At 62.3% G+C, this 19,649-nt stretch carries 18 protein-coding genes and 5 pseudogenes; 11 read left to right on the top strand and 12 right to left on the bottom strand.

Annotation, left to right across the window (positions count from 1 at the left end; all coding sequences use genetic code 11):
- Nucleotides 1-13 precede the first annotated feature (13 nt).
- Entirely contained in the window at nt 14-934 is a 921-nt protein-coding gene (locus B0G76_RS11210; protein WP_120296313.1) for a LysR family transcriptional regulator, read from the bottom strand.
- A 104-nt stretch (nt 935-1,038) separates the two neighbouring features.
- On the opposite strand from B0G76_RS11210, the pseudogene B0G76_RS11215 reads away from it, so the two are divergent.
- The 3 genes and pseudogenes from B0G76_RS11215 (at nt 1,039) to B0G76_RS11225 (ending at nt 4,165) form a co-directional block, all read left to right on the top strand.
- Nucleotides 1,039-2,323: pseudogene (locus B0G76_RS11215) on the top strand (aromatic ring-hydroxylating oxygenase subunit alpha).
- Nucleotides 2,320-2,820, top strand: a complete 501-nt coding sequence (locus B0G76_RS11220; protein ID WP_120292111.1) for an aromatic-ring-hydroxylating dioxygenase subunit beta — start codon at nt 2,320-2,322, stop codon at nt 2,818-2,820. The pseudogene B0G76_RS11215 and the gene B0G76_RS11220 overlap by 4 nt, the downstream one beginning before the upstream one ends.
- 27 nt (nt 2,821-2,847) lie before the next feature.
- A pseudogene (locus B0G76_RS11225) lies at nt 2,848-4,165 on the top strand (MFS transporter).
- A 7-nt stretch (nt 4,166-4,172) separates the two neighbouring features.
- On the opposite strand, the gene B0G76_RS11230 reads toward B0G76_RS11225, so the two are convergent.
- The gene (locus B0G76_RS11230) at nt 4,173-5,675 is read right to left on the bottom strand and encodes an ATP-binding protein (protein ID WP_120292113.1); all 1,503 of its coding nucleotides are present in this window, start codon (nt 5,673-5,675) and stop codon (nt 4,173-4,175) included.
- Between the two features lie 261 nt (nt 5,676-5,936).
- Here B0G76_RS11230 and B0G76_RS11235 point away from each other — a divergent pair, with 261 nt between their 5' ends.
- The 5 genes from B0G76_RS11235 to B0G76_RS11255 are packed head-to-tail and all read left to right on the top strand — an operon-like array spanning nt 5,937 to nt 10,024.
- The gene (locus B0G76_RS11235) at nt 5,937-7,142 is read left to right on the top strand and encodes an acyl-CoA dehydrogenase family protein (RefSeq protein ID WP_120292115.1); all 1,206 of its coding nucleotides are present in this window, start codon (nt 5,937-5,939) and stop codon (nt 7,140-7,142) included.
- 48 nt (nt 7,143-7,190) lie between these two features.
- Nucleotides 7,191-7,568: a hypothetical protein gene (locus B0G76_RS11240; RefSeq protein WP_120292117.1), complete on the top strand. Its 378-nt coding sequence runs from the start codon at nt 7,191-7,193 to the stop codon at nt 7,566-7,568.
- 20 nt (nt 7,569-7,588) lie between these two features.
- Entirely contained in the window at nt 7,589-8,104 is a 516-nt protein-coding gene (locus B0G76_RS11245) for a nuclear transport factor 2 family protein (protein WP_120296314.1), read from the top strand.
- A complete protein-coding gene (locus B0G76_RS11250) occupies nt 8,101-9,228 on the top strand; it encodes an amidase (protein WP_120292119.1) in 1,128 nt (375 codons plus the stop codon). Before B0G76_RS11245 ends, B0G76_RS11250 begins: the two co-directional genes overlap by 4 nt.
- Nucleotides 9,229-9,280: 52 nt before the next feature.
- Nucleotides 9,281-10,024, top strand: a complete 744-nt coding sequence (locus tag B0G76_RS11255; protein WP_120292121.1) for an SDR family NAD(P)-dependent oxidoreductase — start codon at nt 9,281-9,283, stop codon at nt 10,022-10,024.
- A 33-nt stretch (nt 10,025-10,057) separates the two neighbouring features.
- Here B0G76_RS11255 and B0G76_RS11260 read toward each other — a convergent pair whose 3' ends face one another.
- A complete protein-coding gene (locus B0G76_RS11260; protein ID WP_120292123.1) occupies nt 10,058-10,720 on the bottom strand; it encodes a response regulator transcription factor in 663 nt (220 codons plus the stop codon).
- A 271-nt stretch (nt 10,721-10,991) separates the two neighbouring features.
- Here B0G76_RS11260 and hpaC point away from each other — a divergent pair, with 271 nt between their 5' ends.
- From hpaC to B0G76_RS11275, 3 genes and pseudogenes are all read left to right on the top strand, one after another.
- Entirely contained in the window at nt 10,992-11,531 is a 540-nt protein-coding gene (hpaC, locus tag B0G76_RS11265) for a 4-hydroxyphenylacetate 3-monooxygenase, reductase component (RefSeq protein WP_120292125.1), read from the top strand.
- 80 nt (nt 11,532-11,611) lie between these two features.
- Nucleotides 11,612-11,992: pseudogene (locus B0G76_RS11270) on the top strand (DUF2778 domain-containing protein); the annotation flags it as partial.
- On the top strand, nt 11,989-12,327 hold the full coding sequence (locus B0G76_RS11275; protein ID WP_120292129.1) for a hypothetical protein: 339 nt from the start codon (nt 11,989-11,991) through the stop codon (nt 12,325-12,327). The pseudogene B0G76_RS11270 and the gene B0G76_RS11275, both read left to right, overlap by 4 nt.
- Here the strand turns inward: B0G76_RS11275 and hypB are convergent.
- The 9 genes and pseudogenes from hypB to B0G76_RS44755 all read right to left on the bottom strand — a co-directional run bounded on the left by hypB (nt 12,305) and on the right by B0G76_RS44755 (nt 19,632).
- The gene (gene hypB / locus B0G76_RS11280; RefSeq protein ID WP_259460550.1) at nt 12,305-13,228 is read right to left on the bottom strand and encodes a hydrogenase nickel incorporation protein HypB; all 924 of its coding nucleotides are present in this window, start codon (nt 13,226-13,228) and stop codon (nt 12,305-12,307) included. The genes B0G76_RS11275 and hypB overlap by 23 nt on opposite strands.
- 41 nt (nt 13,229-13,269) lie before the next feature.
- Nucleotides 13,270-13,599 carry a hydrogenase maturation nickel metallochaperone HypA gene (gene hypA / locus B0G76_RS11285; protein ID WP_120292133.1) on the bottom strand — a complete coding sequence of 110 codons (330 nt, stop codon included), beginning with the start codon at nt 13,597-13,599 and terminating at the stop codon, nt 13,270-13,272.
- An 18-nt stretch (nt 13,600-13,617) separates the two neighbouring features.
- Nucleotides 13,618-14,700, bottom strand: a complete 1,083-nt coding sequence (hypE, locus tag B0G76_RS11290; protein ID WP_310793930.1) for a hydrogenase expression/formation protein HypE — start codon at nt 14,698-14,700, stop codon at nt 13,618-13,620.
- Nucleotides 14,697-15,946 (bottom strand): annotated as a pseudogene (gene hypD, locus B0G76_RS44745) (hydrogenase formation protein HypD). Before hypD ends, hypE begins: the two are co-directional and overlap by 4 nt.
- The gene (locus B0G76_RS11300) at nt 15,943-16,659 is read right to left on the bottom strand and encodes an SIS domain-containing protein (protein ID WP_120292135.1); all 717 of its coding nucleotides are present in this window, start codon (nt 16,657-16,659) and stop codon (nt 15,943-15,945) included. The pseudogene hypD and the gene B0G76_RS11300 overlap by 4 nt, the downstream one beginning before the upstream one ends.
- A 30-nt stretch (nt 16,660-16,689) precedes the next feature.
- Nucleotides 16,690-17,004: a HypC/HybG/HupF family hydrogenase formation chaperone gene (locus tag B0G76_RS11305; RefSeq protein ID WP_120292137.1), complete on the bottom strand. Its 315-nt coding sequence runs from the start codon at nt 17,002-17,004 to the stop codon at nt 16,690-16,692.
- An 89-nt stretch (nt 17,005-17,093) separates the two neighbouring features.
- Complete coding sequence (locus B0G76_RS44750) at nt 17,094-17,279, bottom strand: hypothetical protein (protein ID WP_409076750.1); 186 nt, start codon at nt 17,277-17,279, stop codon at nt 17,094-17,096.
- Between the two features lie 19 nt (nt 17,280-17,298).
- Nucleotides 17,299-19,506 (bottom strand): annotated as a pseudogene (hypF, locus tag B0G76_RS11310) (carbamoyltransferase HypF); the annotation flags it as partial.
- A gap of 24 nt (nt 19,507-19,530) precedes the next feature.
- Nucleotides 19,531-19,632, bottom strand: coding sequence for a DUF6893 family small protein (locus B0G76_RS44755; protein WP_409076708.1), 102 nt, complete (start codon nt 19,630-19,632; stop codon nt 19,531-19,533).
- Between the last annotated feature and the right edge of the window lie 17 nt (nt 19,633-19,649).

Here is a 19,649-nt window from a genome sequence, read left to right on the forward strand (position 1 = left end):
CTGCGCCCCCCCCTCAACGCTCGTCGAACCGCCGCACGATATCGCCCATCAGATCGCGCAACCACACGTTGCCCTCGTCCTGATCGAAATGCTCGTGCCAATGCATCGTCACGGCCGCCATCGGCAATGTGACAGGCAACTCGTAAAGCTGAAAACCGCCGTCCCGGTTGAAAATCTGAGCAAGACGCCGCGGCAGCGTCGCGAACAGATCGGTCACGGCCAGCACACTCGGCAAGGCCACGAAATGCGGCAATTCCAGTGCGATATGCCGGCCCACACCTTGCGCGCGAAACGCATCGTCGAGCGCGTAGTGGCTGTGCTCGACCGAGGTGATCTGCACGTGCGAGGCGTCCAGAAACGCCTTCATGCTCAGCTCTTTCGTACGCGGCAAGCCGCGCCGCTTGCGCGTCATGCAAACGTAGGTCTCCTCGAACAACGCTTGATGTCGCGTGCGGGCGGTTAGCGTCGGCAGATTGCCGATGGCGAAATCGAGCCGGCTCGCGCGCAACGCGTCTTCGATTTCTTCTACCGGCAGCGGCTCGATGCGCAATTTCACGCACGGCGCCTGCTGGTGCAACACCTCGCAAATCGGAGGCAAGTACGCCAGCTCCCCCGCATCGGAGAGCGATAGCCTGAACGTGCGCGTACTCACCGCCGGATCGAAGTGCTCCGCGTAACGCAACGCTTCACGCACGGTATCCAGCGCCCGCGCGACGATACCCGACAGTTCGAGCGCGATCGGCGTGGGCTGCATGCCGGCGCGCGTACGAATGAATAGCGGATCGTCGAACAGGGTCCGCAACCGCCCCAACGAGTAGCTGATAGCCGGCTGCGAGAGCGCAAGCCGCTGGCCGGCCCGCGTGAGGCTGCGCTCCTCAACGATCGCCTGGAAAACGCGCAGCAGATTGAGGTCGACGTGGTCCAGTGAATTCATCGAGATATCCATGAGATTGATTTTCTATTTTATTTTAGATCAATTTGACGCATATCACGCACTCAGCGAGACTTGGCTTCATCGACCACCCACCTACCACTGCCATGAGCGAATCCTCATACCAGACCGTCGATGCGAGCGCCTTGTACCAGCGTGCGCAGTCCGACCGCGTCGCCCCGTCGCTGTATTACGACCCGGCGGTTTTCGAAACCGAACTCGAGCGCATTTTCTACAAAACGTGGATCTGGGTCGCGCACGAAAGCGAACTGCCGAATCCGGGCGACTTCCGCACCACCACGATCGGCCGCCAGCCGGTGATCGTGGTGCGCGACAAGAGCGGCGCCGTCAACGTGCTGCAAAACCGCTGCCGCCATCGCGGCGCAACGGTGTGCGAGCAGCACAAGGGCAACGCGAAAGGCTTCACGTGCCCGTATCACAGTTGGACGTATGGCCTCGACGGCGCATTGCGCGCACTTCCCTACGGCGACGGCTATGAAGGCGTGATCGACAAGACCGAGTTGCCGCTCGCAAGCCTGCGCGTGGGCATCTATCAAGGTCTGATCTTCGCGAGCTTCAATCAGGAGATCGAACCGCTCGAGGATTTCCTCGGCGGCGCCAAGCGGTGGATCGACCTGTTCATGAAGCAAGGCGCGGGCTATCCGATCAAGGCGAACGGCGAACATCGTTTCCGCTTTAACGGCAACTGGAAAATCCAGCTCGAAAACACCACCGATCTGTATCACTTCCCGGTCGTCCACAAGTCGTGGATGAAATCGATCGACGACGAAACCGCCGCCGCAATCACGAGCTTCATGACGAGCGACGAAGCATTCTGCCGCTCGCTCGGCAACGGCCATAGCCTCGCCGTGCTGGTGCCGGAACTCGTCGATCTTGACAAGGACGACGGCGCGCCGATTCCCGAGCGCTTCGCGGAACTCGCTGCTACGCTCGCGCAAAAACACACGCCTGAAGAAGTGCGCCGCATCGTGCGATCGCTGATGGGGGTCGGCTTCAACCTGAATCTGTTCCCGAACCTCGCGCTCTCGATGGCGTTTTTTCCGCGTGCTGCGGCCCATCTCCGCGAACGAGACCGAAATTCGCCACGTTGCGCTCGCGATGGACGGCGGCCCCGACGAAGCCAACCGTGTGCGTCTGCGCATTCACGAACACTTCCAGGGCCCGTTCGGTTTCGGCAGCCCGGACGACGCCGAAGCATGGGAACGCGTGCAGCGCGGCTCGCACGCCGGCCCCGACTTACCGATCCTCGTGAACCGTGGGCTGAATCGCGAGCACACCGCGCCAAATGGCGAAAAAACCGCACACGCCACCGATGAAACCGGCATGCGCGAAGCGTATGCGCAATGGCGCACGATGATGGAGCAAGCATGATGGACAACAGGAACACGCTGTTCTCGCAGCAGACTTTTGCCGGCGCGGTCGAACTGATCTGGCGCGAAGCCGAATTGCTGGACCGCAAGGACTATCGCGAGTGGCTTTCGCTGTGGGACCCGGCGGGCTTCTACGTAGTGCCGATCGATCCCGACACCACCGACTTCGCCGCCACGCTGAACTACGCGTACGACGATCAGGACATGCGCGAGAAACGCGTACAACGCATGACGTCCGGCTATTCGGCGTCGGCGAGCGACGCCGCCCGCACCGTGCGCACGGTTTCGCGTTTCACTTTGACGAGCGATACGAGCGACGAGGTCGAGGTGAGTTCGGCGCAGATCATCGTCGCGTACAAACGCGGCAAGTCCACCTTGTTCGCCGCGGACCTCACGCATCGCATCAGTTTCGCGAGCGGTGAGGCGCGCATCGTACACAAGGTCATTCGCCTGATCGACTCGACCGAGGCGCTTAGCGCCATCGGTTTCCTGTTGTGATTGACGACGATACCAGCGAGCACGACGATGCAAAACGACACGCTTTCTCCCACGGCCGGATCGCCCGCCACACCCGCGGCACCGGCGACCTCGCGGACACTGCGGCGGATCATCGTCGCCTCCGTGCTCGGCAACGCGCTCGAATGGTATGACTTCTTCCTGTACGGCACGGCGGCGGCCCTGATCTTCGGGCCGCTGTTCTTCCCGCTGCACGGCGATCCGTTGATGGGTACCCTCGCCGCCTTCGCCGGTTTCGCGATCGGCTTTCTGGCGCGGCCCTTGGGCGGCATCGTGTTCGGTCATATCGGCGACCGGCATGGCCGCAAAGGTGCGCTCGTCGTGACGCTGATGATGATGGGTGTGGCGACCTTCGGCATCGGCCTGTTGCCGACCTTTTCGCAAATCGGTTTCCTCGCCCCTATCGCACTCGTCTGTTTGCGGGTCGTGCAAGGTATCGCCTCCGGTGGCGAATGGGGCGGCGGCGTGCTGCTGATCAGCGAGAGCGCGCCCGCCAATCGCCGCGGCTACTACGCTTCGTTCAGTCAGTTGGGCGTGGCGGGCGGCTTCGTGTTGTCGGCGGCCGCGTTTTATCTCGTGCAGCGCCTGCCGGTGGAGAGCTTCATGTCGTGGGGTTGGCGCGTGCCCTTTCTCGCCAGCGTGCTGATCTTCGGCGTTGGCGTGTATATTCGCCGGCGCCTGCCTGAGAGCCGCGATTTCTCCACTGCCAAACCGAAGCACATGCCGGTGTTGACCGTGCTGCGCAATCACCCGAAACAGGTATTGCAGGCCATGGGGCTGCGTGTTGCCGAAAAACGGCGGCACGTATATCTTCCTGTCGTTCGTCCTGGTGTATGGCAAGACGATCGGCGTGCCGGTTTCGGTGATGCTCGGCGGCGTGATGCTCGCCATGCTGATCGAACTCGTCACGATCGTGCTGTGGGGCCGCTTATCGGATGTGATCGGGCGGCGGCCGGTGTATATGATCGGCGCGCTCGGTCTGGTCGTGATCGCGTTTCCCGCGTTCTGGCTGATCGATACGCATGAACCGTTCCTCGTGTTCCTGTCGCTCGCATTGGGTTTGCCCTTCTGCCACGGTGCGATGATCGGCACGCAGCCCGCGCTGATGGGCGAACTCTTTCCCACCGAAGTCCGCTATTCGGGCATGGCGCTGGGTCACGAAATCGCTTCAGTGTTTTCCGGCGGACTCGCGCCGCTGGTTGCGATCGCGCTGTATTCGAAGGTCCATGCGGCATGGCCGGTCGCTTTGATGCTGATCGGCTTCGGTCTCATCACCGCAATTACGCTCGTGACCATTCCGAAGAACACCAACACCGCGCAGGGTTGAGATGCGATCAGCGGCCGGGTGTGGAGACGAGTGGCAGCGTAAAACTGCATTGGAGCCCGCCCTGTCGTGCCGGCTTGGCCCAGATTTCGCCACCGTGCCGCGTGACGATGTTTTTGCACAGCGACAAACCAATGCCATTGCCACCCGCCTTCGGCGAAGAAAAACCGTCGAACAGGCGGCCGTGCGCGTCGGCCGGCACGCCTGGACCGTTGTCGATCACGTGCATGAGCGCGACCTCGCCTCGCAGGCTGGTGACAAGACGCACTTCCCCGTGCCGTGCCGCGGCATTCGTGCTTTCATGTGTGTCTTGCATCAGCGCCTCGATCGCATTGAATGCCAGGTTCAGCACCACCTGGCCGATCAGCACGCGCTCGCAATACACCGGCAAGGCTTCGGGCGCCTGCTCGATACTGACCGCAACACCCGCGTCTTTGGCGCGCAATTCGATGAAGTAAGCAACGTCCGCGACGATGTCGCGCAGATCCGCATCCGTCTCGCTCGGCTCGCGCTTGACGATGTAGTCGCGCACGCTCTTGATGATGACCGCCGCATGCTCGGCCTGACGATCGGCGCTGCGCAAACCCCATACTGCGTCCTCGACGGGCCCGGGTTGCGCGAGGCGCCGGATCGCGCCTTCGATGAAATTGCGCACCGCCGCGAGCGGCTGGCTCAACTCGTGCGCAATGGCGGTCGCCATTTCGCCCATTGCGTTGTAGCGCCCCGCGTATTCCAGCAACCGCGCTTCATCGCGGCGCGCCTCTTCGACAGCGACTTCGTCCGTGATATCGCGAAAGTGCAGCAGGCGGCCGTTGAGATCGTCTTCGATCTCGATTCGTCTGCACGTGATGCGCAACCAGCCCGGCGTGCCGTCGCGGCGCGTGATGCGATAACGCTGCGGCGCCGAGGGCTGGATGCGCGGTGCGGCGGCGAGCTGTTCGAGCAGACGGTCGCGATCGGACGCGCTGCAATAGTCGAGCACGTCGCCCATCGGCGCGCCCTCTTCCAGACCCAGCACGCGACGGCCGGATTCGCTGACGAATTCCACTTCGCCCCCGGGCGTCAGTACCGCGACGCCTTCGCCGAGATCCTGCATGAACTCGCGCAACCGCGACTCGTAGCGCCGCAGCGTCTGCTTGAGGGTGTCTTCGACGCTGATATCGCGGAACTGCACCATCACCACCGCGCGCTCGCGCAGCGGCACGTAGGTGGCAATGGCCTCGGACAGCATATCGGCGCCGTTACGCGAGCGGTAACACCACTCGTAGACCTGGGGGCCTTCGGTGATCGCGCGGTCCATGGCGCCGACACCAATCTCGCGCCGGTACTTCGGCACCGGGCGAGTCATATCTTTCGCCTTGAGCGGCAACAGTTCTTCGAGCGTAAAGCCGAGCGCCTCGCAGGCCGCGCGATTGGCCCACACGATCGCTTTCGTTTCGGCGTCGTGCAGCAGGACGCACAGCGTCAGCGCGTCGAGCAGGCGGTGGAAATCTTCTTCGGCGGGGAAATTCATCGGGCGAGGCGGTGGAGAAATTCGATCGCGTTTTCGATCACGTACACGAAGGAACATAACACCAGTCCGCCCGATTCGCGCCTGAAGATTTCTTTAGCTCCCCCCGGCGCGTTACCTAAAAACACATCCCGCGCCCCAATTGAAGCGTTCTTTTTGCATTTCTAGACTGGCCTCACCCTGCACGCGCCGTCACGGGTTTCATCCCCCGCGACCCACGTGCCGCGAGTTTCAGCCGATAACGAATCAAGGAGAAGCCCCGTCATGTCAGATACCGCCACCGACACTGTTGCCGCCGTCACGGACGCCGGCCCCGCGGCAACACGCCTGCCGCTGACCGATGTCATCGCCGAAATCGCCGTGCGGCGCGAGGAGTTCGAGCGTCTGTCGCATGTGCCGCGCGACGTCATCGCGAGTCTCAAGCGTGCGGGCGTGTATCGCGCGGCAACGCCGCGGCGTTTCGGCGGCGATGCGCTCGCGCCTACTGCGTTCCTCGACATGATCGAACGCATCGCGGTAGCGGACGGTTCGGCGGCGTGGGTCGCAAGTTTCGGCTCGGCAAACGTGTATCTCGCTGCCTTGCCGCTGGCAACGCAGGCGCACATCTACGCCGACGGTCCCGATCAGGTGTTTGCAGGCGGCCTTTTCCCGGTCCAGCATGCCCAGCCCGCCGATGGTGGCTGGCGTGTCAACGGCACGTGGAAATTCGCGAGCGGCTGCAAGGGCGCGGATTGGCTTGGCGTGGGGATCGGTGCGACCGGCCTGGGTGCGGCCGGCTCAGGTGCGACCGGCTCAGGCGTACCCGGCAAGCCACGCACGGCCGTGTTTCGACCACATCAGGTCGAGATCGTCGAGAACTGGGATGTGGTCGGCATGCAAGGCACCGGCAGTCACGATCTGCGCGCGACCGATCAATTTGTTGCCGACGACTGGACCTTCGTGCGCGGCGGCGAAGCGTGCGTGGACGAACCACTGTATCGCTACCCGACGATCGCTTACGCGGCGCAAGTGCTGGCCGTGGTCAACCTCGGTCTGGCGCGTGCGGCGCTCGATGTCGCCAACCAGATGGCCGGCGGCCGCAAGACGACCACCGGCGCACCGCAACTCGCCGACCGCGCGTACTACCGGATCGAACTGGCGAAAGCCGAGGCGCAATTGCGTTCGGCACGGGCGTTCTTCTACGACACTACCGACACGGTCTGGCAGTCAATCCTCGCCGGCAACCCGGTTACGCCGGAGCAGACCAGCCTGCTGCGCCTCGCCGCGACGCAGATCGCCCGCGAAGGCGCCGAGGTTGTACAGCGCGCCTACCGGCTCGGCGGCACGATGGCGATCTACCGCACGCATCCGTTGCAGCGCCTCTTACGTGACGCGATGGTGGTCACCCAGCACGCTTTTCTCGGCGAAGGCAACTACGACGGCGCCGGTGCGGTGTTCGTCGGCGTACCGCCGATTCCGGGCTACCTGTAAGCCACTATTCGCATTTGACCTTCAAACGATTTCATGGAGAACCCCACAATGTCCGATACCCCGAAGCCGCCCCTGCGCGTTCTGTTCTGCTGCGGCGTGACGCAGAATTTCTTCGACTTGCCGCGCGAGAAGATCGGCGAAGTCTGGCAGGCCTACGGCAAGATGCTGGCCGCAGTCGAAGCGATGGACGGCGTCAGCGTGCTCGGCATCATGGACGACGACCGCCTCACCGTCGGTCACGCCGACAACTCGCCGTGGACTTTCTACATCATGGCCGACGTGCGCGACTTCGATACCACCGTGGCGGTGTGCAATCTGTATCGCACCACGCCGGTTGGCGAGTACAACCTGTGGCGCTACGGCAAGATCGAAGCGCGAGTGGGCCGTGCGCTGGAAGTGCCGCCGCAACATGCCAACGCGGCCTGAACATGCGGGAGCATGATGCGATGAACGAGACCCCAGACACGCTTGTCATGTTGGCTGAACGCCTCGCGGCGCTCGAAGCCGAATCCGCGGTTCGCCGCACGATGGCGCGCTATATGGCGCTATGTGATGTCCCTTCGGGCGCGCTCGAAGGCGAAACGCTCGTGGCCCTCTTCGCGACCGACGCGATCTGGGAAGGCATCGGCCCGCAGTATGCCAGCAAGTTCGGCCGCCTCGCCGGTCATGCGCAAATTCTCGCGATGCTCACGCGCTACCTGCCGCCGTCGCCGCATTTCTCGGTGAATGTGCACTTCCTCACGTCGGAAACCATCGAGGTGCGGGGCGCAACCGCGAAGGGCCGCTGGATCATGCTGCAAGCGTCCGGCTATGTCGACGCGCAAGCGGAGTTGATCTCGGCGCGCCTCGAAGTGGATTTCGCACCCGCCGGCGATGGCCGCGACTGGCTCATCACGCACTTTCGCACCGAACGTCTGTTCGATGCGCCCTGGCAAGTCAATGCAAGGAAACCGAACCCATGAACGAGTTTATCCAGACCCTGTCGCTGGGCGGCGCGGGCCCCAGCATCGCGATCAAGGACACGATCGATATCGCCGGCTACGCGACCACCGCCGCGAGCCGCGCATTGGCCGACACACCGCCTGCCACCCAGCACGCGGACGTCGTGGCGCGATTGATCGACGCCGGCTGGCACATCGTCGGCAAGGCGAATATGCACGAACTGGCGTTCGGCATGACCGGTATCAACGAGTACACCGGCACGCCTCAAAATCCCCAGGACGCCTCGCGTATTCCCGGCGGTTCATCGAGCGGTTCGGCGGCCGCGGTTGGTTTGAAACTTGCCGACGCCGCGCTCGGCACGGACACCGGTGGATCGATTCGCGGCCCTGCTGCATGCTGCGGCGTGATCGGCTTGAAGCCGACTTACGGGCGTGTATCCCGGCACGGCGTTGCACCGCGTGAATCGACGCTCGATTGCGTTGGGCCATTTGCGCGCGAGATGCAGATGATCATCGCCGCGATGCAGGCGATCACCGCCGACTTCGACCACCATGCCGCTAATGCGACGCAAACAGGCGCATGGAACGTCGGTATCGTGCAAGTCGACGCAGCGCCGGACATTCTCAGCGCCGTTGCGCGCGCAGCAGATCAAACCGACTGCACGGCTCGCACCGTGGAACTCGCAGGCTTTGCCGCCGCCTTCGAAGCAGGCCTCGCGATCATCAACGTCGAAACCTCGCATGCGTTCGGCCATCTCGTGGCAAGCGGCAAGCTCGGTGCCGATCTCGACGCACGGTTGCGCGCCGCTGCAAAAACTACCCCAGCGCAGTGCGATGCGGCGGAGTCGGTACGACGGCAATTCACCGCGGCTGTCGATCATGCGCTTGAAAGCGTGGACGTCTTGATTCTCCCCACCCTGCCCGCGCTCCCCATCACGCTCGGCGAGGCACGCGGCGGCGCCTCGGTTATCGCCATGTCCTCATTGATCCGGCCGTTCAATCTGAGCGGCCATCCGGCGCTGAGCTTGCCCTTGCCTATCGTCGGCTCGCCGCTCAAGGCAGGTCTGCAGATCGTTGGACGCAAAGGCGCGGATGAACAGGTCTGCGCGATTGCGGCGCGCTTCGAAGCGGCACTCGCCGCTTAAGCACAGCACGAAACTGCTATACAGACGATCGTTTTCTAACGGAGTAGAAGCAATGCAGAACAGAGTTGTACTCGTCACCGGCGCCGCGCGCGGTCTCGGCGCCGCGATTGCCACACGCTTTCACGCGGCGGGTTACGCCGTTGCTATCGGCGACATTGCGTTCGATGCCGCACAAACCCTTGCCCGCGAACTGAGCGCCGACGGCTCGAGCGCCTTCGCGCTGAATCTCGACGTGACCGCGAAGACCGCGTTCGAATCCGCACGCGATACCATCCTGCAACGCTGGGGCCGCATCGACGCGTTGATCAACAATGCGGGCGCATCCAAAGTCGTCCCTGTGATGGAGATTACCGCCGAGCAGTTCGATCAGGTGATCAACGTGAATCTGCGCAGCGTGCTGTTTGGCTGCCAGGTGTTCGGCCAGCATTTCGCCGACGCCGGCGCCGGGCGCATCGTCAACATTGCCTCGCTGGCGGGGCAGAACGGTGGATCGGCCACCGGCGCCCACTATGCGGCGGCCAAAGGCGGCGTGATCACCTTGACCAAGGTGTTCGCCCGCGATCTGGGCGCGGCGGGGGTGACCGTCAATGCGATTTCGCCAGGGCCGATGGATCTGCCGATCGTGCACGAGAGCGTCGCGGCCGACAAGCTGAAGGCGGTGATCGCCAACATTCCCGCAGGACGCCTGGGCTCGGCGGACTATGTCGCCGATGTCGCGGTCATGCTGGCGGCGGAGAACGCTTACTTCGCGAATGGCGCGTGCTGGGATGTGAACGGCGGCCTGTTCATGCGTTAACGCTCGCGCTGCGTCATGCGGCGGCGGTGTGCCTCAACGAAGCACACTGCTCGCGGACGCATCCTGGTCCCACACCGCCATCACGTCGCGCACCAGCATCGCGATCGAGGCCGTGCCGAGCTTGTCCTTGATGCTCGCGCGATGCACGTCGACGGTCTTCACGCTGATCGACAGATCGGAGGCGATGCGTTTGCTGCCCTTGCCGTCGATCACGCCGCGCAGCACTTCTTTTTCGCGCGCCGTCAGCGATTCCAGGCGCTTCTTCAACTCGCGCTGCTTCTGATCGGCGGCGTGACGAAGCGCAGCCAGTTTCAACGCGCGTTGCACGCGGTCGAGCATCTGCTGCGAGTTATACGGTTTCTCCACGAAATCGATCGCACCGTTCTGCAAGGCGCGCACCGACATTGGAATATCGCCGTGACCGCTGACGAAAATGGTCGGCAGCGTCGCACCTCGACGGTTCAACTCCGCTTGCACGTCGAAGCCGCTTTGCTCCGGCATACGCACGTCAAGCACGAGACAGGCGGGCATGCCCGGATCAAATGCGCTCAGAAATTCATTGGCATTGGCGAAGCCCGCCGATTTCACGCCGACCGATTCGAGCAGCCACGCAAGCGACGTACGCATGCCGTTGTCGTCGTCGACGATATAGACGATCGGTGCGGGGGACGGTGCGGACTGAGGCGCTTGAGACATGGAGTAAGCCGGAACGGTTCGGGGAGTGTTCAATTCGAAGCGTCTTGCCGCCTCATGATAACCACTGAAAAAAGCGCTGCAAAGCGATAGTTACCCTGTAGCGCGAATTGACGCCCCACATGCAAGCGCCGTTCGTGCGCGCATTGGGGAAAGCTTTAGATCGATTGGGAAAGACGCCCCCTTGCTCACCGCTCGCGCGGATTTTTTTCCGTGCGTGGATTGATTACGCTTGAATCCAGATCCATACCGCGTCTCCCGAGGAACCTGGAACATGAAGCCCAACCCGCAATCGACTTCCGTTGCTGACGCCGACCTGGCAGCCAAGCAGCAATTCCGTCAGGCCATGGCGCATCTATCCGCGGCCGTGAACGTCATCACGACGGCCGGCCCGCATGGACGCTGCGGCGTGACCGCGAGCGCCGTGTGCTCCGTCACCGATACGCCGCCCACGCTGCTCGTCTGCCTGAACCGATCGAGCGCCATGCACGCCACCTTCGAACGCAACCGGCATGTTTGCATCAACGTGCTGCCCGGCGAGCATGAACTGCTCGCGCGCCATTTCGCCGGCATGACGCAGGTGCCGATGGAAGAACGCTTTGGCTGGCCGATCTGGGATGAAGGCACACACGGCGTGCCGGTATTGCGCGACGCACTCGCGAGTCTGCAGGGCGAAATCGTCGATCTGAAGGAAGTGGGCTCGCACTCGGTGATGTTCGTCAAAACCACAAGCATCAGCGTGCGCACGGATGGCGATGGGTTGATCTATTTCGATCGCAACTTCCACCGCATCAAGCGCTCGGCGTCGCATTGATGCGCGAGTTGACGCCTTGAAATGGGAACGAATTCGTCATTGCAATTTTTTACATTCGCGCACGGACATATCCCTAACACCGGGACAATCCTGCGGTGACGGCATGGAAGAGCATCGGCCCTATTCCGAAAGGGACTTACTATATTGTTGATCGACAATCCGGCGGGATGATTGGTTTCCTCTATGATCTTTGGGGCGAATATGGTTATGGCACTTCAGATCGCACTAAGTGGTTCACTTTGTGGAACCCCCGAACCGGAGACGCAACGATGGTTAATGGTGTCAAGCGTGGAAATTTCAGGCTGCATCCGATAGGTCCGTTGCGTCTAAGCGAAGGCTGTATAACCGTTTCGAATCCATCCGATTTCGGGCGTCTCGAGCGCTACCTGCGTTCGCAGAAGCCGGACTTGCCCGTTCCCGGAACGACGCTAAAGGCCTATGGAACCGTCGAGGTCCGATGAATACGATCATCCTTAGAGTACTGATAGTTCTCGCAGAGATCGGCGTCACGGTCGCTGCCGCGCTGGGTCTTCTACACGCTTTTTTGGCGCTACCGATGAACATGCCGTATGAAGTAGACATGTTCCTGCGAGCAATCTTGCATGCTTCGGGCAATGATGAATTGGCGAATCCCGATGACATGGAAATTCTTGCCTTGTTTCTCTACCTTTTCGTTTGCCTGGTTATCGCAGGGTGCGCCGTGTTGGCATGCAACGTCGCTTTGCGCCGTTACCTCGCAAAGCGCGCGAAAATGCACAGCGCAGGCAAAAAGATCAAGCAAAACCCATCCCCGTAGGCGTAGAGGAAAAATCCGCGCACTTCCCCCGAACCCACGAATACCACGCCGCCATCCCTTCACCGCTCTGCGCCGACACCCGCAAAACCTCAATCCGTGGATTAACTCTCAATGCATAGTCAATGCACCGCTCAACATCAAACCGCAAATACGGCAACAAATCGATCTTGTTCAACAACAACAACGAACAAGCCCGAAACATATGCGGATATTTGATCGGCTTATCCTCCCCTTCCGTGACGGAAAGAATCAACACCTTGGCCCCTTCGCCAAGATCAAACAACGCAGGACACACAAGATTGCCCACATTCTCGATCATCACAACCGAATGCATCGGCGGATCGAGCTGCGTCAGCGCCCGTGACGCCATCTCCGCATCCAGATGACATCCCGTGCCCGTGTTGATCTGAACCACGCGCGCACCGGTGGCGCGAATGCGCTCGGCGTCGTTGAGCGTCGCCTGGTCACCTTCAATCACCGTCAGTGGCCACGTCTCGCCTAAATCGTGAATCGTACGTTCAAGCAAAGTCGTCTTGCCCGCGCCAGGCGAACTCATGAGGTTCACCGCGAGAATCGATCGCCCAGCCAGCCAGCCGCGATTGCGCTCGGCCAACAACTGATTCTTCGCCAGAATGTCCTGCTCCAACGTGATTGAAGTGACATGTTCGCTCCCCTGAACATGCTGATGATCATGTGCATGAACATGGTCGTGCGCGTGATCGCCGTCATGTGAATGCGAGTGACCGTGAGTATGCAGGCGTGCATGGCCACTCTCATCTTCGCTCACTCGCCGATAGGCCACTCCACGCGCGCCGGGTATAGCGACATCCTGCGCAGCCTGCGATTGCGATTGCGACTGCGCTCCCGTCTGCACACCCTTCTCCGCATCCAGATCGGTCACCGTCGCGCCCTGCGTGTTCGAGCATCCGCATGTCGTACACATCACACCACCTCCATCTGCCGGATCTTCATCTGCTGCCCCGAAATCAGTTCGAGATCTGCACTCCCGCATTCGCACTGCCCAAACGGCACATCGATGTCGAGCGTCTCGCCACACACGAGGCAACGTGCCTGCCCAGGCATCTCAATGATCTCCAGGGTTGCGCCCTCCACCGCCGTGTCCTTCGCGCAAACGTCGAAGCAGAACCGGATCGCGTCAGGCATCACCGCCGACAACTTTCCAATTTCCAGCGTCACACGTCTTACCCGCGCGCCATTGGCCTGTTCCGCGCAAATCTCGACAACGCTGTTGGCAATACTCAACTCATGCATAGCGCGCGCCTCCAACGCTCAGCAGATGCGCGGCAGTTGCTCACCCACCAGCATATCGACGATGCGCTGCCCGCCGAACGCCGTCTGCATAACGACGAGCCCGCCGCCGTCCACCTCGCCAATTTCCACCGTGCCGATCGACGCCGCCTCACGCCCCGCCGGATGCGCACGCATGGCGGCAAGCACCCGCTCCGCAGCGTCGGCGGGCACGACGGCCACCAGCTTGCCCTCGTTGGCCAGATACAGCGGATCGAGGCCGAGAATCTCGCATGCGCCCTTGACCTGCTCACGTAACGGCAGGTCCGCTTCGCGCAGCCGTATCGTCACGTTCGAACTCTGTGCGAACTCGTTCAACACGGTCGCGACGCCGCCGCGAGTCGCATCGCGCAAGCAATGAATCTGCGAGCACGCATCAAGCATCACCGCAATCAGGCTATTGAGCGGACAACAATCGCTTTCCACATCGGCTTCCAGTGCAAGTTGCTGACGTGCCACCAGAATCGCAGCGCCGTGATCGCCGAGATAACCGTTGACTATCACGACGTCGCCAGGACGCGCGTTGCAAGCCGAACTCGACACGTCGCAACGCACCACGCCGATGCCGGCGGTGTTGATGAATAGTTTGTCCGCGCAACCGCGCTCGACCACTTTGGTATCGCCCGTCACAATCGCGACGCCCGCTTCGAGTGCGATTCGTTGCATGCTCGCGGCAACGCGCCGCAAGATATCGACGGCAAGACCCTCCTCGATCACCACCGCGCACGAGAGATATAGCGGCGTCGCGCCGCACACCGCCAGATCGTTGACCGTGCCCGAGACGGCCAGGGTGCCGATGTCGCCGCCAGGAAAGAACAGCGGATCGACTACGTAGCTATCGGTCGTGAAAGCGAGACGGTCCCCGTGCTTTGCGAGATCGGCGAGCGCGAACACAGCCTGATCTTCCAGCGCGGCAAGCGTGGGGTTGTCGAAGGTCGAGACAAAAACGTCTTCGATCAGATCACGCATCGCGCGGCCGCCGCTACCGTGCGCAAGATTGACGGAACCGTCGCGTACCCGGCGAGGTGCCGCCGACCGCAAAGATTCGGACGCCCGGTCGTTCACGAATGGCCTCGCGTAGTGAGTGCAGAGGCTGCATCAACCGCAACCACCACGTCGCCGGCACCCAGGCATACCGGCGTCGATTCACCGCGCGATGTCACGGTTTGCCGTGCAACACGCCGTTCGTCGATCCGTGACGTATCGATACGCCCATAGTTGTAGTAAGCCGCGCATGCGCCCTCGCTCGACACCATCAGCGAGCCGAGCGGCGCCTCCGGCGTGCAAGCGGTACCAAACACCTTGCACTGATGCGGCTTTATCACGCCCTTGAGCACCTCGCCACATTGACACGCTTTCGGGTCGGCGATCTTCAGGTTCGGCACAGAGAACTTGCGCTCCGCGTCGAACGCGGCGAACGTCTCGCGAACCCTCACACCCGAATGGTCGATCGAACCCAGTCCGCGCCATTCGAAGAACTCGCGCGTTTCGAACACGCGCGTCACCGCCGACAAAGCCTGCGCATTGCCGTCTTCCGTCACCACCCGGCCATACTGGTTCTCCACCTCGCAGCGACCTTCCTCGATCTGTCGCAACACCATCCACATCGATTGCAGGATATCGAGCGGCTCGAATCCGGCCACGGTGATCGGCTTACGGTAGTGCCGCGCGATGAAATCGTAGGGCCGTGTGCCGATCACCATGCTGACGTGCCCGGGGCCAAGAAAGCCGTCGAGGCGCAAGTCGGGGAATCGAGAATTGCCTTGATCGTGGGAATGATCGTGATGTGATTGCAGAACAACGAGAAGTTGTGAATCCCCTTCGCCTTTGCTTGCAGGACAGTCATCGCGGTGCTGGGCATAGTGGTCTCGAAGCCGAGTCCGAAGAAAATGACCTCCCGGTCGGGATTGAGTTGCGCGATCTTCAATGCATCGAGCGGCGAATAGACCATGCGCACGTCGGCGCCGTCGGCTTTCGCTTTCAGTAAGCTTTTTTTCGAACCCGGTACACGCATCGCGTCGCCGAAGGTCGTAAAGATCACCTCCGGACGCTCGGCCAAGGCAACGCAATCGTCGACACGGCCCATCGGCAGCACGCACACCGGGCAACCAGGACCGTGCACGAACTCCACTGCATCGGGGAGCAGTTGCTGGATGCCATAGCGGAAAATTGTATGCGTGTGGCCGCCGCACACTTCCATGATCTGCAGCGGCCGTTGTCTGGCGCGTTCGATGCGGGACACCAGCGCGCGAATTTCCTTCTCCAGCAATTTTGCCTTGCGCGGGTCGCGAAATTCGTCGACGTATTTCATGGCGCGCCTCCTTCCGCTGAACCTGCAAGGCCGGTCGAAGCGGCGAGGCCGCCGCGGTCGTCAGCAAGCAGCGTATGCACGAGGTCCCACAGAATGTGATAAATCGCGACGTGAGTTTCCTGCACGCGGTGAATGCTGTCGCTTCTCACCACGAGACAATGATCGACCGCGGCGCTGGTCGCCATACGGCCGCCATCGTGGCCCGATAGCCCGATAGTTAGCAGGCCGATTTCTTTCGCCTTCGAAAAGGCCGTCAGCAGGTTTTCGGAATTTCCGCTGGTCGACACGCCGATCAGCGCATCGCCACGCCGTCCCTGCGCTACCAGTTGCCGCACGAAAATATGACTGAAGCCGACATCGTTGCCGACCGCCGTCATCATGGCCACGTCGGCCACCAGATTGATCGCGGTCAACGCCGGACGGCCCGTGGTCACTGGATGCAGAAACTCGACGGCGATATGCGAGGCATCGCAACTCGAGCCGCCATTGCCCATGGTGAAGAGCCTGCCGTCGCGGCGGTACATCTCGGCGATCGCATAAGCAATCCGCACCATCGCCGGACCGTTTTCGTCGAAGAATTGTCGCTTGGTGTCGACGCTGTCCTGCGCCTTCAGACGCACGGATTCGAGCAGCGCGGCGTCGAGCTTGTCCGCGTCCTGGCGCGCGCCATGCAGGAACGGATATAACGCCTGCAGCGATTCATGTTCGGGCATGCGAGTCTCCGTCGGCGTCCGACTGCATACTCATGGCGCACTGCGCAGTTCATCGCGCAGCGTGTCCGTGTTTGCCATGTCGGCCATGTCATCCATCTCGCCCTGCGCGACGCCCAGTTCGTGCAATAACGCGAGTGTGCGTGCGGCTTCCTGCTCGTCGAGCCGGCTCATTGCGAAGCCCACATGCACCATCACCCATTCGCCAATGCACGCGCTCGCCGGCCGTCCTTCCTCGATCACGAAGGCGATATTGATCACGCGCCGCACCCCGCCGATATTGACGAGCGCGAGATCGTTCGCCGCGTCGGTCACCTCGACGATTTGTCCTGGGATACCTAAACACATGGTACTCTCCCCTTGCACTTCCTTTAACCCGCCTTTTGCACCGCTCCGGCTATATCGTTACTCCCGCACCACGACTTGAACACCGACTTTCAAAAGCCATCGCGTTGCCGCGCCGCCGCCACCGCTGCCTGTCCTAGCGACAAACCGCCATCGTTGGCCGGCACCTGCCGGTGCGTCAGCACGCGAAAACCGGCTGCGCCAAGCCGCCCGGCCACCTGTTCGAACAGAATGCGATTCTGAAAAAACACCGCCAGACAACGCAACACTGCGCGCATCGACGGGACCTGTCAGCAAGTCGGCGAGGCATTCGACCATCCGCACGATCGCGAGGGCCAGCCCCTTGTGAAACCGCGCCGCGACAATGGGCACGGATGTGCCGCGCAACACATCGTCGAGCAAGGCCTCCCACATCGGCCGTGGCTCGACGCAACGCAAGCCGTCAGGCAGCGTGCTGACGATCTCGAACGGATACGCATGAGCGTCACCGTCGTCTTGCAACGCGTACGGATCGACCAGCGCTTCGAGCTCGATCGCCGCCTGCCCTTCATAAAGCACGCGCTCCCGGCACACGCCGAGCGTTGCCGCCACGGCATCGAACAGACGGCCCACGGAGCTTGCCAGCGGACTGTTGACGCGTTGCGCGATCATCGTGTCGAGCGCGGCGCGGGGACGGCTGCTCAAGAACTCCTGCACGTCGAGCCCGGCGTATTGCCTCGTGAAGCCGCGCCAGTCGAATGCCGCCATTAAATGCGCGTAAGCGCTACGCCACGTTTCGTTGATGGCGCGTGTGCCGCCGGGCATCGCAACCGGTTTGAAGGTGCCGAGGCGCGTATAACCGCGATAATCCGCCAGCATGAATTCGCCGCCCCACAGCGTGCCGTCGTCGCCGAAACCAAGACCGTCGAGCGCGACGCCAAGCATCGGCAGCGCATCCGGCGCGACGCCGTTTTCCGCCATGCATGCGGCAAGATGCGCGTGATGATGCTGCACGTCGACCACCGGAATCTGCCACGATTGCGCGAGGTCGTAGCCGATCTTGCGCGACAGATACTCGGGGTGAAGGTCGAGCGCCACCGCCTGCGGTTCATCTTCGAACAGACGCAGATACTGCGCCACCGAGCGGCGATAGTCCGCATAGGTCAACGCATCTTCGAGATCGCCGAGATGGTGCGAAACGATCGCCTGAGCATTGCGTGCAAGACAAAACGTGTTCTTGAGCTCGCCGCCCATTGCCAGCACCGCGGGCAAGTCGGCGAAGCCGTCCGGCAGGAGCAACGGTGCGGGCGCATAGCCCCGCGCGCGCCGCAACACACGCGGTTCGCCATGCATCACGCGGGCCACCGAATCATCGACCCGGCGTGCGATATCGCGATCGTGCATCAGGAATACATCGGCAATCCGGCCGAGCCGTGCGCGGGCATCCGCGTTGTCGATGCACGGCGGCTCGTCACTGGTATTGCCGCTTGTCACCACGAGCGCCGAGTCGATCGACTCCATCAGCAAGCGATGCAACGGCGTGGACGGCAGCATGAAACCCAGCGTGCCCACTCCCGGCGCCACGCTGGGCGCAACACACTCCGCGCCATCGGCACGCATGATGACGATCGGTCCGGCCGCGCTTTGCAACAGCGCGAGGTCTGCGGGGCCTGGCGTGCAATAGCGGCGTACGGCCCGCAAATCGCGCGCCATTAGCGCAAACGGTTTGCGTTCGCGCCGTTTCAGTTGACGCAAGCGCGCCACCGCGGCTTCATCGCAGGCGTCACAGGCGAGCTGAAAGCCGCCCAGCCCTTTGATCGCCACAATCGAGCCGTGGCGCAACAGCAGGCTCGCCGCGCGGCAGGGATCGTCACCATCGGCACGCGCGCCGTGCCGGCCTTCCAGCCAGACACGCGGGCCGCATGCCGGACACGCGACCGGTTGCGCATGAAAGCGCCGGTCGGCGGGATCCTCATACTCGGCACGGCAAGCGTCGCACAGGTCGAACGCGGCCATGGTTGTATTGACGCGATCGTAGGGAATGGCCTGAATGATCGAAAGACGCGGCCCGCAATGCGTGCAGTTCGTCAACGGATAGCGGTAACGCCGGTTCGCCGGGTCGGCGATCTCGGCGGCACAGTCGGCGCAGATCACAGCGTCAGGCGTGACCCCCGTCTGCACATGACCGGTCCCGCTTGCCACGATCCGGAAATCGCTGGCCTCGGCCGCTTCGCTCAGTTGATGCCGCTCGATTGCGTCGATGCGCGCGAGCGGCGGACACTCGGTGCTCAGGCTTTCGATGAAACGTTGCAAGGTCCATGCATCGCCCCAGGCATGAATCAGCACGCCGTCGCTATCGTTGCGCACGTCGCCGACCACGCCGCACGCATGCGCGAGCCGCCACACGGTCGGCCGGAAACCGACACCTTGCACGAGGCCGCGCACACGAATTTCCTCGCCGACCGGTCCGGGGACCGCTGGGCGCAGGGGCGAAGATTGTCCGGCAGGCTGTGCTTGCGTGCTCATGGTCAACTCCCTGGCTGCTACCGCCTACATGTTGCGGATGCGCAGATAGCGCTTGATATCCTTCATATTCGCGAGCACGCCGACCACCAACGCCGGCAACAAGAGGTACTTCAGTAAGCCTTTCATGACGTCTCCCACTTCAG

Source organism: Paraburkholderia sp. BL23I1N1 (assembly GCF_003610295.1).
Taxonomy (GTDB): Bacteria; Pseudomonadota; Gammaproteobacteria; order Burkholderiales; family Burkholderiaceae; genus Paraburkholderia.